This window comes from Micromonospora sp. NPDC051300, assembly GCF_044455315.1.
Taxonomy (GTDB): Bacteria; Actinomycetota; Actinomycetes; order Mycobacteriales; family Micromonosporaceae; genus Micromonospora; species Micromonospora robiginosa.
Genome location: NZ_JBITEP010000006.1, coordinates 130,847 through 145,687, shown reverse-complemented (window position 1 = coordinate 145,687; position 14,841 = coordinate 130,847). Strand labels below are relative to the sequence as shown.

General features: G+C 74.5%; 13 protein-coding genes and 2 pseudogenes. 10 read left to right on the top strand and 5 right to left on the bottom strand.

Features of this window, described 5'->3' with window-relative positions:
• The first annotated feature begins 83 nt into the window (after positions 1 to 83).
• Complete coding sequence (locus ACIA5A_RS09210) at positions 84 to 764, top strand: DUF4272 domain-containing protein (RefSeq protein WP_396758454.1); 681 nt, start codon at positions 84 to 86, stop codon at positions 762 to 764.
• A gap of 6 nt (positions 765 to 770) precedes the next feature.
• Here ACIA5A_RS09210 and ACIA5A_RS09205 read toward each other — a convergent pair whose 3' ends face one another.
• Entirely contained in the window at positions 771 to 1,619 is an 849-nt protein-coding gene (locus ACIA5A_RS09205) for a putative RNA methyltransferase (RefSeq protein ID WP_396758451.1), read from the bottom strand.
• 3 nt (positions 1,620 to 1,622) lie between these two features.
• On the bottom strand, positions 1,623 to 2,120 hold the full coding sequence (locus ACIA5A_RS09200) for a MarR family winged helix-turn-helix transcriptional regulator (protein WP_396758448.1): 498 nt from the start codon (positions 2,118 to 2,120) through the stop codon (positions 1,623 to 1,625).
• Positions 2,121 to 2,176: 56 nt separating this feature from the next.
• On the opposite strand from ACIA5A_RS09200, the gene ACIA5A_RS09195 reads away from it, so the two are divergent.
• The 4 genes from ACIA5A_RS09195 to ACIA5A_RS09180 are packed head-to-tail and all read left to right on the top strand — an operon-like array spanning position 2,177 to position 4,893.
• Positions 2,177 to 2,803: a YitT family protein gene (locus ACIA5A_RS09195; RefSeq protein WP_396758445.1), complete on the top strand. Its 627-nt coding sequence runs from the start codon at positions 2,177 to 2,179 to the stop codon at positions 2,801 to 2,803.
• Complete coding sequence (locus tag ACIA5A_RS09190; protein ID WP_396758442.1) at positions 2,791 to 3,360, top strand: NADPH-dependent FMN reductase; 570 nt, start codon at positions 2,791 to 2,793, stop codon at positions 3,358 to 3,360. Before ACIA5A_RS09195 ends, ACIA5A_RS09190 begins: the two co-directional genes overlap by 13 nt.
• A complete protein-coding gene (locus ACIA5A_RS09185) occupies positions 3,357 to 3,770 on the top strand; it encodes a PPOX class F420-dependent oxidoreductase (protein WP_396758440.1) in 414 nt (137 codons plus the stop codon). The genes ACIA5A_RS09190 and ACIA5A_RS09185 overlap by 4 nt, the downstream gene beginning before the upstream one ends.
• A gap of 46 nt (positions 3,771 to 3,816) precedes the next feature.
• Positions 3,817 to 4,893, top strand: coding sequence for an adenosine deaminase (locus ACIA5A_RS09180; RefSeq protein WP_396758437.1), 1,077 nt, complete (start codon positions 3,817 to 3,819; stop codon positions 4,891 to 4,893).
• On the opposite strand, the gene ACIA5A_RS09175 is transcribed toward ACIA5A_RS09180, so the two are convergent.
• The gene (locus tag ACIA5A_RS09175) at positions 4,894 to 5,232 is read right to left on the bottom strand and encodes a hypothetical protein (protein ID WP_396758434.1); all 339 of its coding nucleotides are present in this window, start codon (positions 5,230 to 5,232) and stop codon (positions 4,894 to 4,896) included. It abuts the gene before it with no gap.
• Positions 5,233 to 5,691: 459 nt separating this feature from the next.
• On the opposite strand from ACIA5A_RS09175, the pseudogene ACIA5A_RS09170 reads away from it, so the two are divergent.
• From ACIA5A_RS09170 to ACIA5A_RS09150, 5 genes and pseudogenes are all read left to right on the top strand, one after another.
• Positions 5,692 to 7,710 (top strand): annotated as a pseudogene (locus tag ACIA5A_RS09170) (nitrate- and nitrite sensing domain-containing protein); the annotation flags it as partial.
• A gap of 636 nt (positions 7,711 to 8,346) precedes the next feature.
• Positions 8,347 to 9,459 (top strand): annotated as a pseudogene (locus ACIA5A_RS09165) (ATPase); the annotation flags it as partial.
• Positions 9,456 to 9,860 (top strand): roadblock/LC7 domain-containing protein, encoded by a 405-nt coding sequence (locus ACIA5A_RS09160; protein ID WP_013283992.1) that lies wholly within the window; start codon positions 9,456 to 9,458, stop codon positions 9,858 to 9,860. The pseudogene ACIA5A_RS09165 and the gene ACIA5A_RS09160, both read left to right, overlap by 4 nt.
• 100 nt (positions 9,861 to 9,960) lie before the next feature.
• Complete coding sequence (locus tag ACIA5A_RS09155; RefSeq protein WP_091416218.1) at positions 9,961 to 10,338, top strand: DUF742 domain-containing protein; 378 nt, start codon at positions 9,961 to 9,963, stop codon at positions 10,336 to 10,338.
• Position 10,339: 1 nt separating this feature from the next.
• Entirely contained in the window at positions 10,340 to 10,933 is a 594-nt protein-coding gene (locus ACIA5A_RS09150) for an ATP/GTP-binding protein (RefSeq protein WP_091061022.1), read from the top strand.
• Between the two features lie 115 nt (positions 10,934 to 11,048).
• On the opposite strand, the gene ACIA5A_RS09145 is transcribed toward ACIA5A_RS09150, so the two are convergent.
• Together ACIA5A_RS09145 and ACIA5A_RS09140 are read right to left on the bottom strand one after the other, a co-directional pair.
• Positions 11,049 to 12,269: an ABC transporter substrate-binding protein gene (locus ACIA5A_RS09145; RefSeq protein ID WP_396758430.1), complete on the bottom strand. Its 1,221-nt coding sequence runs from the start codon at positions 12,267 to 12,269 to the stop codon at positions 11,049 to 11,051.
• Positions 12,270 to 12,393: 124 nt separating this feature from the next.
• Entirely contained in the window at positions 12,394 to 14,811 is a 2,418-nt protein-coding gene (locus tag ACIA5A_RS09140; RefSeq protein ID WP_396758427.1) for a transposase, read from the bottom strand.
• Positions 14,812 to 14,841 lie beyond the last annotated feature (30 nt).

The following is a 14,841-nucleotide window of genomic DNA, read 5'->3' as shown; positions in this document are numbered from 1 at the left end:
CCGGGCCGGTCGGAGCCGCTATCCTCGCAGGCCAGGGGGACCGACCGGCATCGAGCCGAGGCGAGCAGACAGGGACTGAGGCGTTGCGCGTATCCGCTCCCGACCCCCGGGCCGTCCGTGAGGCGAGCCTCGACGAGTTGTCCCGGCTGGGTCTTCCGCTGCCCCCGCCGCAGTTTCCGCTGGTCTGGGAGCCGGGCGACGAGATCGAGTTGCGCCCGACGCCGGAGATCGAAGCGCGGATCGCGGTGCTGCACCTGATCCTGGCCCGCTGCTTCGGCATGCCGCCGCAGGCCGCGATGAGCTGGCTGCTGGAGTCGCACCTGGTGGAGATGCTGACGCCGCCGGAGTGGCAGTTCGTGATGGGCGGCCGGGGCGACCACCGCTCGTTCGTGCTGCACCACGACGCGCTCTTCTCGCTGGCCTGGGTGCTCGGCCTGAGCAAGCAGCTCGACCCGACCGTGCCGGTGGACGAGCGGCTGGTGGAGCGGATGCCGAACCTGGTCACCGGGGAGACGTTTCCGCAGTGGCGGGCCCGGATCCTGGCCGCGCCGCAGCATCCCGCCGACGCCGCCGCGCTGCTCGACCTGCACTACTGCCTGGACTGGGCCTATCTGGAGACGGAGAGGGCCGGGCGGGAGCTGCCCGGGCTGGTGGACGCCAACGCGATCGGGCAGCGCCGGTGGGCGCTGGAGTGGGCGGTGGTGCTGCGTGGGCCGTACCACGACGATCCGCCGGGCTGGGAAGAGGTCGACCTCTCCACCTGAGCCCGCTCAGCGCGGGCGGTGCGTGCCGAGCCGCACGGCGAGCGTGACAGGTGTCGGCTCGGGCAGCGCGGCGATCCGCGCGGCGAGCCGGTCCGGGTCCGCGTGCCAGGCACTCGGCCCCATTCCGACGAGCGTGGTGACCTCGGCACGGGTCAACGCCAGCCGGGCCCGGTGCTCGGTGGCGGACTCCTCGACGAAGTGCGCGCCCAGACTGCCGGTGACCCGGTCGGCCTTGGCCGGGTCCACCCGCAGCAGGTCGAGCGCCTCGACCAGCTCGCCGAGGTGGTCGGTGGCCGGGGTGACCACCAGCAGCGCGCCGGCCGGGTCGAGCACCCGGTGGAACTCCGGGCCGTTGCGCGGCGCGAAGACGTTCAGCAGCACGCGCACGGACCGGTCGGCCAGCGGCAGCCGCTGCCAGGTGTCGGCCAGCGCGGCGGCGGCGCGCTGGTGGGCCCGGGCCGCGCGGCGCAGCGCCGGCTTGGAGACGTCGAGGGCCAGGCCGGCGGCGTCCGGCAGCGCCGCCAGCACCGCCGCGAGGTAGTGCCCGGTCCCGGCGCCGGGCTCCACCACCAGGGGGTACGGGTCCCCGGCCGTGACCCGGCCGGCGGCGGCCAGCGCGGCGGCGACGGTGTCGTAGTGCCCGGCGGCGAGGAAGTCCGCCCGGGCGGCCACCATCTCGGCGCTGTCGCCGCTGTGCGGGGCCCGGCCGGCGAGCAGGTTGACGTAGCCCTGCCGGGCGGTGTCGAAGCTGTGCCCGCGCGGGCAGCGCAGCGCGCGGGTGGTGCCGGCGGTGGCCTCGGCCAGCGGCTCGGCGCAGACCGGGCAGCGCAGCCGGGCCAGGATCCGGTGGTCCACGGCTCAGCCCCCCGCGTCCGCGCGTCGATCGTCGCCGTCGCCGGGTCGGCCGGCGAGACGGTCGACCACCCGCTGGCTGAGTGTGCCGAGTGCCGCCAGCTCGGCCGGGGTGAGCAGGTCGATCAGGTGGCGACGGACGGCGGCCACGTGTCCCGGCGCGGCGGCCTCGACGGCCCGCCGGCCGGCCGGGGTGAGGGTCACGACCGAGCCGCGCCCGTCGGTCGCGCACTCCTCCCGGACGACCAGGCCGCGTTGCTGCATCCGGGAGATGTGGTGGGACAGCCGGCTGCGGGACCAGAGCATCCGGTCGGCCAGCTCGCTGAGCCGCATCCGCTGGCCGGGGGTCTCGGAGAGGTCGCTCAGCACGTCGTAGTCCGGCTCGGAGAGGCCGGCGTCCTGCATCAGCTCACGGGCCAGCTCCAGGTCGAGCAGCCGGCGCATCCGCCGGTAGCCCCGCCACGCGCGGTCCTCCCGCTCGTCGAGCCAGCGCGGTTCCTCCATGCCCCGATCCTACCGACTGGTTGACATGTCACCAACCCGCCGCGTAGGTTGATGACATGTCAACGAAAATGCCGGCCCGGGTGGTCCGGCTTCTCGCCGGCCTGGCCCTGTTCGGTGTCAGCGTCGCGCTGATGGTCCGCGCCGACCTCGGCCTCGCCTCCTGGGACGTGCTGCACCAGGGCCTCGCCGCCCGCACCCGTCTGCCGATGGGTCTGCTGGTCAACGGCGTGGCGCTGCTGGTGCTGCTGCTGTGGATCCCGTTGCGGCAGCGCCCCGGCGTCGGCACGGTGGCGAACGTCGCCCTGGTCGGGCTGGCTCTCGACGGGACACTTGCCCTGGTCCCCCCGGTCGACCCGCTCGCCGGCCGGACCGGACTGCTTGTCGCGGGCGTCCTGCTCAACGGTCTCGCCACCGCGCTCTACCTGGGCGCCCGCCTCGGTCCCGGTCCGCGCGACGGCCTGATGACCGGCCTGGCCGCCCGCGGCCTTCCGCTCGGCCCGGTACGCACCCTGATCGAGGTGACCGTGCTGGCGGTCGGTTGGCTGCTCGGCGGGGCCGTCGGTCCCGGCACCCTGCTCTACGCGGTCGGCATCGGTCCGATCGTCGCCTGGCTCGTTCCCCGACTCACCGTGCCGGCCCCGGCCGCCGAACCGACAGGAGTGACCGCACCATGCCCCGCCTGAACGTGATCGTCGCCAGCACCCGCCCCGGTCGGGTTGGCCGTCGCATCGGTGACTGGTTCACCGCCGCCGCCGTCCGCCACGGCGGCTTCGACGAGGTGCGCCTCGTCGACCTGGCCGAGGTCGGACTGCCCTTCCACGACGAGCCGCACCATCCGTCGGAGCGGGTCTACCTACACGAGCACACCCGCGCGTGGAGCGCCACCACCGACGCCGCGGACGCCTTCGTCCTGGTGATGCCGGAGTACAACTACGGTTTCAGCGCGCCGCTCAAGAACGCGATCGACTACCTCTACCACGAGTGGCAGCACAAGCCGGTGGGCTTCGTCAGCTACGGGATGACCTCCGGGGGCCTGCGCGCGGTGCAGATGATCAAGCAGGTGGTGACGACCTTGAACATGACACCGGTCAACGACGCGGTGGTCGTCTTCCTGCGACAGGCGCTGGACGAGTCGGGCGAGCTGCGTGCCGACCCGGGCCGGGACGAGGCCGCCGGGCTGATGCTCGACCGGCTCGTCCGGCTGGCCGCCGCACTCGCGCCGCTGCGGGTGACCGCGTGAGCGCGCGGCTCTGGGAGCTGTTCGGCGAGCACGGACGCGGGGTGCTGGTCACCCTGCGCCGCGACGGCCGTCCCCAGTTGTCCAACGTCGACTACCTGGCCGAGCCGGGCCTGATCCGCTGCTCCACCACGGGCGACCGGGCCAAGGTGCGCAACCTGCGCCGCGACCCGCGGGCCAGCTTCCACGTGACCACCGCCGACGGCGGCGCGTACGCGGTGGCCGAGGGCGCGGTGGCGCTCACCCCGCCGGCCGCCGCGACCGACGACGCGACGGTCGAGGAACTGGTCGAGGTCTACCGGCGGATCCGCGGCGAGCACCCGGACTGGGCGGACTACCGGGCCGCCATGGTGGCCGACGGTCGCCTGGTGGTGCGCCTGCGAGTCGAGCGGGTGTACGGCTGGCGCCCCTGAGCCGGTCCGGTGCCGGGCCGGCACCGTAGGTGACTAGGGTCTGAGCATGGTCGCAATCTCGTACGAGGACATCGTCAAGGTCCCGAAGGCGCTGCTGCACGATCACCTCGACGGCGGCCTGCGGCCCGCGACGATTGTCGAGCTGGCCGCCGAGGCCGGCCACGAACTGCCCGCCACCGACCCGGAGGCGCTCGGTCGCTGGTTCGCCGAGGCGGCGAACTCCGGTTCGCTGGAGCGCTACCTGGAGACGTTCGCGCACACCGTGGCGGTGATGCAGACCGCGTCCGCGTTGCGGCGGGTCGCCCGGGAGTGCGCGCTGGACCTGGCCGCCGACGGCGTCGTCTACGCCGAGGTCCGGTTCGCGCCGGAGCAGCACCTGGAGCGGAACCTGACCCTGGACGAGGTGGTCGAGGCCGTGGTCACCGGGTTCCGCGAGGGCAGCGCGCTGGCCGCCGAGGCGGGCACGCCGATCCGGATCGGCACCCTGCTCACCGCGATGCGGCACGCCGCCCGGTCGCAGGAGATCGCCGAGCTGGCGGTGCGGCACCGGGACACCGGCGTGGTCGGCTTCGACATCGCCGGCGCCGAGGCCGGCTTCCCGCCCACCCGGCACCTGGACGCGTTCGAATATCTCCAGCGGGAGAACTTCCACTTCACCATCCACGCCGGTGAGGCGTTCGGGCTGCCGTCGATCTGGCAGGCGATCCAGTGGTGCGGCGCGGACCGGCTCGGTCACGGCGTCCGGATCGTGGACGACATCACGACGGGCAACCCGCCGGCGCTGGGTCGGCTGGCCGCGTACGTGCGGGACAAGCGCATCCCGCTGGAGCTGTGCCCGTCGTCGAACGTGCAGACCGGGGCGGCGGCGTCGATCGCCGACCACCCGATCGGGCTGCTGCGTGACCTGCGCTTCCGGGTGACGGTGAACACCGACAACCGGCTGATGAGCGGCACCTCGATGTCGCGCGAGATGGCGCTGCTGGTGGAGGCGTTCGGCTACGGCTGGAAGGAACTCCAGTGGTTCACCATCAACGCGATGAAGAGCGCCTTCATCCCGTTCGACGAGCGCCTGCGGATCATCGACGAGGTGATCAAGCCGGCGTACGCCAAGCTGATCGGCTGATCAGGGTCGGCGGGGGTGGCCGGCGAGCAGGGCGGCCACCCCGCGCAGTACCTCGCCGGCCCGGGCCGCCTCGGCGCCCAGCCCGGTCTGGCGACGCAGCACGGCCGGCTCGGCCCGCAGCAGCGTGAGGCCACGCCGCAGCAGCACCCGGGGCGCCTTGCGCTGTTCGCCCAGGTCGCGGGCGAGCCGGCGGAGGAAGGTGGCGCCGCGCGGGCGGCGCAGCGCGTACGCCCCGGCGAGCAGGCCCCGGCGCCGGCACTCGGCGACGATCTCGGCGGCGAAGATCCCTTCGGCGACGAAGAATGGCGATCCGTCGACGTCGAATGGCCGGGTGGCCACCCTCCGGTCCGCGCCGATCGCATAAACCGGCACTTCGGCCTTGCCCTCCCGGGCCAATCGGGCAATTGTTTCCACCGCCATGTCCGCGTCCCAGGACGCGGGGGACTCCCAGTCGACCTGTCCGTTTCGGCGTGGACACGAGGGGTCATCGCCGTCCTTGTAGAAGTCGTCCAGGCACAGCACCGGAAGTCCGGTTCGCTGCGCTATGTACGACTTTCCAGAGCCTGACGGCCCGGCAAGGAGGACGACGCGGTGCGGGTGTTCCATTACCTTCAGTGACTCCGGCCAGACGGATTGCTATCAAATTGCATCAACATCTCATCACACCTCCGGCGAGGGACAACCTGGGCTTTCTCTTTGCGAGGCGGCGTGATGGAATCTCGGAGGTCCGACCCGCCGGGTCGGACGCTCGGCGTTGCCCTCAGGTGACGTCGGACGCGGTTTTGCGAGGGCGGTGACGTGAGCAAACGGCCAACGACGGCGGGCTCCTTCCTGTCGCGGCTGCGCCGGCCGGCGAGCCGGCTGCGCGACATGCCGATCTGGTCCAAGCTCGGTCTGATCATGATCGTGCCGACCATCGCCACGGTCGTGGTGGGCACCAGCGGTCTGGTCGACCACCTGGAGACGCTCAACAGTGCCAACCGGGCAGGTGACCTGGCCAGCCTGATCGGCTACTCGGGTGACCTGGCCGACACGATGCAGGACGAGCGGGCCGGTTCGGTGCTCTTCCTCGGCGCGAAGGAGCTCCAGACCCGGGCGCAGTACCAGGAGGCCTTCAACCGGGCCAACCAGCGGGTCGACCAGGCGAAGGCGCCCTACTCGCGGCAGCGTGGCGAGCTCGACGCCCTGCCGCGCAACTTCGAGGTCCGGCTGAACGAGATCGACGACCAGCTCAAGGACCTGCCGGCCACCCGCAGCCAGGTGCTGAACGGCAAGCTCAAGATCGACGACGCGAAGAAGGTCTACGACAGCCTGATCGAGGATCTGCTGTCGATCCGCGACTCGACCACCCAGCTCGCCGGCGACAACGACCTCAGCGACCGGATGCGCGCCGCCGCGGCGGTGGCCCGGCAGAAGGAATACCTGGCCCAGCGCCGGGTGGTCGTGCACCAGGCGCTCACCCAGGGGCAGTACAGTCCCGCGCTGCGCGAGCAGTTCATCGCCAGCGGCACCGCCCAGGCCCAGGCGCTCGCGACCTTCCGGTCCGTCGCCACCCCGGCCGACTCCGAGTTCTTCGACCAGACCGTCGAGGGTCCCGACCTGCGCAAGGCGGAGAACCTCACCGGCTTCATGCGCGGCAACAACAGCGGCTCGATGCGGGGCGCGCCGTTCGGCCCGGACCAGTGGGACCAGGCCATGGTCGGCAACGCCAAGCTGATCCGCACGGTCGAGTCCCGGCTGGACGGCAACGTGGTCCGGCAGGCCGACGAGCTGCGCTCGGACACCCAACGCGCGGTGTTCCTGGAGACCGGCCTGCTGCTCACCATGCTGCTGCTGGCGATCCTCTTCGCTTACCTGGTCGCCCGCTCGATGGCCCGCTCGCTGCGCGACCTGCGCCAGGGCGCCCTCTCGGTGGCCCAGTACGGCCTGCCGCAGGCGGTCGCCCGGCTGCGCGACCCGCAGGTGACCGGCCAGCTCTCCCCGGTGCAGCTCGCCAACCAGATCGCCGAACCGCTGCCGGTGCGCAGCAAGGACGAGTTCGGCCAGGTGACCGAGGCGTTCAACGCGGTCCACCTGGAGGCGGTCCGGACCGCGGCCGAGCAGGCCGCGCTGCGCGCCTCCGTCGCGACCATGTTCGTCAACCTGGCCCGCCGCTCGCAGATCCTGGTCGACCGCCTGATCGGGCACCTCGACCGGCTGGAGCGCGGCGAGGAGGACCCGGACCGGCTGGCCGAGCTGTTCCAGCTCGACCACCTGGCCACCCGGATGCGCCGCAACGACGAGAACCTGCTGGTCCTCGCCGGCGCGGACTCCACCCGCGTGCAGCGCGAGCCGGCCGCCCTGATCGACGTGCTCCGCGCCGCCCAGTCCGAGGTCGAGCACTACACCCGGATCGAGTTCGGCGTCATCGACCGGGACATCGAGGTCGCCGCGCACGCGGTCAACGACCTCGTGCACCTGGTCGCCGAGCTGTTCGACAACGCCACCGCGTTCTCCCCGCCGGACTCGCACGTCATGGTGGAGGCCCGCCGGGTCGGCGACCGCGCCTCCCTCTACGTCGAGGACCGCGGCATCGGCATCAGCGCCGACCAGCTCCACGACCTGAACGACCGACTGGCCACGCCGCCGCAGGTGGACGTGGCGGTCTCCCGGATGATGGGCCTCGTCGTGGTCGCCCGGCTGGCGGCCCGGCACGGCGTCAAGGTCGAGCTGCGGCCCGCCGCCGACCGGGGCACCGTCGCCGACGTCACGCTGCCCACCACGGTCCTGGTGCCGCGCGCCCTCGCCGGGCGCGGCGGACCGGTGCCGGCCCTCCCGGCCGCCGGCCCCCAGCACGGCGGTCCCGGGTCGGCGTTCGGCGGCGGTCCGCAGCAGGGTGGTCTTGCCGCGGCCTTCGGTGGCGGCCCGCAGCAGGGCGGTCCCGCGCCGGCGTTCGGCGCCGGCCCGGCCCCGGCGTTCGGCGCCATGGCCGCGCTCGGCAACGGACCGCACACCCCGCCGCCCGCCCCACACCCCGGCGCCTCCGGCAACCAGGTCACGCTCGGCGGCCGGTCCTTCGACCCGGGCCACCGCAACGGCGCCGGCACCCCGGCGAACGCCGGTCGTGCCATGCCGGCCTGGTCCGACCTGACCGGGGCCAACGCGAGCGCCGGTGACGGCTACCCGCCGCGGTCGGAGAACGGCCAGCGGATCGACCCGCTGCCCCAGCGTCGCCACCCGGGCGACGGCGACCCCGCCGTCACGGGCCAGCAGCCGGCGATCCCGCGCCAGTTGCCCAGCAGCCCCGAGGCGCGGCCCTACAACCCGCCGCCGGTCTCCGCCCCGCCGGTCCCGCCGGTGTCCGCGCCGCCGCTGCCGCCGGTCTCCGGCGCCCCGGCCGGCGGTCACCCGTTCGCCGGCCGCCCGGTCTCCGCCGCGCCCGTTTCCGGGCACCCGGTCTCGGTTGACCCGTACCCGGTCGACCCCTACTCGGGCCGTCCGGTGTCGGCCGCGCCGGTCTCCGGCACTCCACTGCCGACCCGTCCGGTGTCGGCGGCCCCGGTCTCCGGCACCCCGCTGCCGGCCCGTCCGGTGTCGGCCGCGCCGGTCTCCGGTCCGACGGCCGACGGCCGTCCGGTGTCCGCGCCGCCGGCCGACCGGCTGCCGTCGCGTCCGGCGCCCGCGCCGCACGTCGGCGCGCCGCCGGTCTGGCCGCCGGTCACCCAGGCCCCGGCACCGGCGCCCGTCGCGCCGGAGCGCCCCGTCGGCGGCATGGACATGACCACCGAGCTGCCCCGGGTCCCGCGTTCCGAGACCCCGTCGGCGGCGGAGCAGCAGGCCGCCACCCCGCCGGCCAGGCCGCAGCCGGTGGCCCCCGCGCCCCGGCCGGTCGCGCCCCAGCAGGCCGGCAACCGCCAGCGGTACGCGGACGAGACGATGGAGCTGCCGATCTTCCGGGAGCTCGAGTCGGCGTGGTTCCGGACCCGCCGGCCGGGGCCGAACGAGGAGTCGGCGGCGCCGGCCCAGCCGGCTCCGGCGAACGGCGCCGCGACGCAGCAGTTCGCCAAGGTGGACACCGCCGGTCGGCCCGTGCCGCAGCCGACACCCGCGACGACAGGTAACACACCGATGGCACACACTCCGACGGCCGGCGGAGCGCCGCGGGACAACCGGGCGGCGAACGGCAACGGCCGTCCCTCGTACACCGGGGGGTTGCCCACCCGGCAGCCCACGGCCCCGCAGCAGTCGTCGCCGTGGCAGACCGCGGCGGACGACGGGTGGCGTGCCGCCTCGGCGGCCACCGAGGTTCCGGTCGCCGAGACCACCCAGAAGGGCCTGCCGAAGCGGACGCCGATGGCGCAGCTCGTGCCCGGCAGCATCGACAAGCCGGCGCCGGCGGCGCAGCGGCGGACGCCGGAGGCCGTCCGGGGTCTGCTCTCGGCCTACCATCGGGGTGTCCAGCGGGGGCGTAACCACCCGACTGACAGCAACACGACCGGCCCGGAGGGCACTCCGGGCGGGCAGCAGTCCTCGCAGTCTGGCTCAGGCCCGGTGGCCGGGAGCGGGCAGAAGGAGCAACAAGGATGACTACTACCCAGGATCTCGGATGGCTGCTCGCCAACTTCGCCGACCGGGTGCCAGGAGTGGCGCACGCGGTCGCGGTCTCGGCCGACGGCCTGCTTCTCGCCTCGTCCCGTGACCTTCCGCGGGACCGCGCCGACCAGCTCGCGGCGATCGCCTCCGGCCTGGTCAGCCTGACCCAGGGCGCGGCGCGCTGCTTCGAGGGTGGGGCGGTGCTGCAGACAGTCGTCGAGATGGACAACGGCTTCCTGTTCCTGATGTCCATCTCCGACGGCTCGTCGTTCGCGGTGCTCGCGGCGCGTAGCTGCGACGTGGGCCAGGTCGGGTACGAGATGGCCCTGCTCGTAGACCGGGTGGGCGACGCCCTGACGCCACAGCCGCGCACGGCTGTGGGGATGATGGGCTGAATGACGCGCTGGCCGGTGGGTCAGGAGCGGGAACAACAACGACAGCGACGGGTGTCACCGGGGCGAGCCGGTGTCGGGTACGAGGGAGGTGAGCGGCGACATGGCGGATCGTGACGAACCGACCGGAGCGTTGGTCCGGCCGTACGCCGTGACCCGTGGTCGTACCCGTCCTCGGCTCGACATCGCCCTGGAGGCGCTCGTCGAGACGACGGTGCGCGGCCGAGCGGTGGCCACTGGCAACGGTGGCCAAGGTCGTGAACACCAGTACATAGCCGCGTTGTGTGACGGACGTGTGCAGTCGCTCGCCGAGATCGCGGCGCGGATGCAGCTTCCGCTCGGCGTGGCCCGGGTGCTCATCGCCGACATGGCGACGGATGGCCTGGTCGCGGTCCACGAGCCGACCATTCTGGACGACTCCGACGACGCGGTGGGCACTGAATTGCTGGAGAGGGTGCTGAGTGGACTTCGCAGGCTCTGACATGTCGCACCGGCCGCCGGTGCCGAGCGGACGCGTGACGTCGGCGAAGATCGTTATCGCCGGTGGTTTCGGCGTCGGCAAGACGACGCTGGTCGGCTCGGTCTCGGAGATCACGCCGCTGACCACCGAGGCGATCATGACCTCCGCCGGCGTGGGCGTCGACGACACCCGGCAGGTGCCGGGCAAGACGACGACCACGGTGGCGATGGACTTCGGTCGTATCTCGATCGACCGTGACCTGATCCTGTACCTCTTCGGTACGCCGGGTCAGACGCGGTTCTGGTTCATGTGGGACGAACTGGTCCGGGGAGCGATCGGCGCGGTGGTGATGGTGGACACCCGTCGGCTCGCCGACTGCTTCGCCGCCATCGACTTCTTCGAGCACCGGCGGCTGCCCTACCTGGTGGCCATCAACTGCTTCGACGGCATGCAGTACCACGACCCGCAGGACGTCCGGGACGCGCTGGCGATCTCCCGCGACGTGCCGGTGGTGCCGTGTGACGCCCGGAACCGGGAGTCGACGAAGCACGTGCTGATCTCGCTTGTCGAGTACGTGCTCACCATGCGGCGCTCGCGGGCCGTCGCACCCGCCTGACCCACACGCGGAAGCGCCCGGCGGCCATCGGCCACCGGGCGCTTCCTGCTGTCCGTCGCCGGACGTGGTACGTGGTCACCCGGACCGTCCGGCGGGGACGGTCCGGGCGCAGCGGTCAGGCGTACCGGGCCCAGCCGCCCTGGGACACCTGGTAGACGCCGAGGGAGTCGGCCTCCATGCCGCCGTGCCGGTCCGCGGTGAACGCGTACCCACCGGCGATGCCCTCGGCCATCTGGGTCTGCAGGAACGCCCGCAGCCGGCCCCGGTCGAGGCTCGTCGCCTTCCGGGCCGCCGCCGCGAGGAGCTGGAGCGCGTCCGCCGCGTACGGGGCGAAGCCGACCGAGGAGCCGTGCTTCTGGGTGTAGCGGTAGTCGAAGTCCCGCCGGGCCACCTGCGCCCCGCTGGTGGCGGTCAGCGCGGAGCCGCCCAGGCAGGCCGGATGCACCGCGTACGCGCCCTCGACCGCCTTCGCGTTGGCGCCGCGCAACGTGTCGTCCACCACCGCGCCGGCGTCGAAGAAGAGCGCGCCGCGGTGGCCGGCGCGGCGCAGTTCCCGCGCCGCCGTGCCGGTGTCCGGCGCGGTGGCCCAGACGACGACGCCGTCCGGGTCCGCGGCGGCGGCCCGCTCGGCGGCGGCCCGGAAGCTCTGCCCGCCGCCGGGCAGGCGCACCGTGCGCGCCAGGTCCACGCCGCTGCTGTCCAACGCCTCCTTCAGCGCCCGGACGCCGGAGTCGCCGTGCGGCCCGTCCTCGGCCAGCAGGACCACCCGCCCGACCCGCTGGGACGCGAGCAGGTCCACCATCCGCCGGGCCACGTCGGCGGCGTCCGGGGTGAGCTTGAAGCTGAACGTCCGGTCGGCGAGCGGCAGCACGATGCGGTCGGAGAAGCCGAGCGCCAACAACGGCGTCTTGAGCCGCTGGGCGGCCACCGCGAGGGCCGTGGCGGTGTCGCCGAGGACGCCGCCGACCAGGGCGTGCGCGCCGGCGCGGGTCATCTCGGCGGCGTGCCGGGCGGCGACCTCCGGGTCGCTTCCGTTGTCCCGGATCTCCAGCCGGACCGACCGCATCAGGTTGCCGACCGGGATGCCGGAACGGTTCAGCGACTCCGCCGCGATCTCCAGGGCCCGCCGCTGGGCCACCGCGAGCGCCGCGCCCCGCCCGCTCAGCTCCAGGCTGGCGCCGACGACCAGATTCTGGTCACCGGGCGCGCTGCTGCTTCCGCCCGCGTCCGGCCGCTGACCCTGCGGTCCGCAGCCCGCGAGCAGCAGGCTGCCGGCCGCGGCCGCGAGGACGCCCCGACGGGTGAGCACGGTGGAGTCGAATGCCGGTGTCGCCAATGGAGTCGCCTTCCCACCCCGGCGAACGCGCGCCGCCGCTGGTCCGCCGGGTATGTTCCCGGCCGGTCGGACCTGGCGTCAAATTATCCGGGTGTGGGCAGGAACACCCGCGGTCGGCGGATGGTCAGGACCGGTAGCCCGCCGAGCGGTATTCGTATTCCCGCTCGTCGTCACGGTCACCGGTGTCCCGGCTGAAGTCCCAGCCGCCGGCCGCCTCGCGGCCGGGTCGACCGCCGACGGCGAAGCCGCCGATCTCCTGACCGCGTCGCCACCCCCGGAAGTAGCCGGTGGTGTTCTCGGCGAGGCTCGCCGCGTTGCGGACGATCCGCAGTGGACGCTCCTCGCGCAGCGGCGAGCCGGGCACCAGGTTGGCCTGCGGGACCCGCTTGGGCAGGCCGGCCTTGGTCTCCGCGCCGATCGAGGGGCGGGCCGCCTGCTCGGCGGCCTGCCAACCGGTGTCGGCGGTGGTCGCCCACTCCAGGTCGGCCTCGTCGCCGTGGCCGACGAACCAGGCGGACTTGGCCTGCGCGAAGATCAACAGGTCGCCGTCGCCCTCGTCGGAGACCGGCGGGGGCCGGTGCTCCTTCGGCGCGGGACGCCGCTCCAGCGGGGCGGGCATCTCGGCGCGGGCGATCGCCCGGGCCGGGTCGCCCCGGTCGACCAACCGCAGTGGCGGCGTGTCGAGGCCCGGGTCGGTCGGCCGGTCCAGCTCGGTGCGCAGCGCCCGGTCGGCCAGCGGCGGCGGCTCGACCAGCCGCAGCATCGGGGGCTCCGGCGGCAGGTCGTCGGCGAGCCACGGCGGGGTGACCCGTCCCGGGTCGCTCGGCGCGTCCACGCTCCGCCCGTACGGGTAGGCGGGCGCCTCGCGTTCCCGGTCGGCCTGGTCGTCGCCGCTGTTGACCAGCGGCCAGTTGGCGCGGGAGCCGGGCGGTGCGGGCTCCGGGGCGGCCGGGCGCGGGTTCGGCACCGGGATGCTCAGGTCGGTGGCGCTGAACCCGCCGGTCGGCGGCTCGGCCGGAGTGGTCTTCGGGCGCGGCGGGATGATCGTGCGCTGCCGCTCGGCCCGGGCCTTGTTGATCGCGGCGGTGGTCAGCGTGGGGCGGAACGGCTCGCCGGCCTCGGCCGGCGGCACCGCGCCACGCTGGGCCGGGGCGATCGGGGTGATCCCGGGCGGCGGCGGGGGCGGCGAGGAGACCGGCCGGTTGGTCGGTCCGTCCACCCGGGAGGGCAGCGGCGCGCCGGTCGGCTCGGGGCGGCTCGGTGGCGCGGACATCGGGCGGCCCAGTACCGCCGCCGGGGCGACGGGGGTCACCGGGGCCGGGGCGACCGGCGGCGGCGCGAGCGGCGCGGGCGCCACCGGCGGCGGGCCGAGCGGTCGGGGCGTGGTCGGGGCGGCCGGACCGGAGACCGGCTCCGGGCGACTGCGCCGGCCACCGGGGACCGGCTCGGGACGGCTGCGGCGGCCCGCCGGCTCGACGGCCTCGGGCTCCGGTTCGGGTCGGCTGCGCCGGCCGACCGGCTCGACGGCGGGCTCCGGCTGGGCCGGGCGCACCGGGCGCAGCCCGGCCGGGGCGGTCAACTCGTCGACGGGCTCACCGCGGCGCGCGGCGGCCCGGCGGCCGGCGACCGGCGCGGGGGTGGTCCGCTCGGCCAGCGCGCCGACCAGCGCGTCGCAACCGGCGTCGCAGGCCCGGACGGACGCGACGGCCTGCCGCACCGTCTCGGCGACGGCGGCGGTGAGCACCCGGTTGACGGTGGCCCGTCGGGGCGTCTCGGAGATGGCGACCCGCAGCGCGGTCACCGCCTCGGTGACGGTGTCGGCGTCCGCCAGGCCCTCGGCGGCGAGGTGCGCGGTCACCGCGTCGGTGGCCGCGCCGATGTCCCGGCCGCGGCCGGCGCCGGTCAGCATGCCCGGCTCCGGCAGCGCGTCGAGCACCGCCAGGGCGACCGGCTCGGCCGGGTCGGGGTAGGCCCGCAGCGCGGCCGGGTAGAGCTCGCGGAGCACCTCGCGCAGCGTCACCGCGGCCGAGTGCCGCCCGCTGGCCAGCGCCGCGTGCGCGGACAGGACCTGCTTGTAGCCGGCGAGGTCGCGCGGGGTGGGGAGGCTCACCGCGGAGAGCGCGCCGGCCTGCAGGGCCCGGGCGAGACCGACCGCGCGGCGCTCGGCCGGCGGGGACTGCATCTCCTCCAGCGAGTCGTCGTCGGCGAAGCGCTCGGCGAAGTCGTCGACCGCGTCGTCGTCCGCGAGGGCCAGCGGCCGGCCGGCGGCGCTAAGCAGCGAGGTGACGATGTGGTCGTCGCTGTCCGCGGCGATGGCCGCGCCGGCCGGTCCGCCGGACCGCTCGACGAGCATCGCGACCAGCCGGGCGTAGCCGGCGGGGTCGTCACCGATCTCGGAGACGTGCAGAAGACGGCCTGCGTCGTCGACCACAGCGGACGTCAGCGTCGTTCCGGCCGAAGCCGATCGGTCGGCCGGATCTGCCGAGGCCAGACCGCAGTACACGCGCACGAGCGCCACGGCGTCGTCCTCCTCCCGGGACACAGGTGTCTTGTTCTGCCAGAGACTGATGCT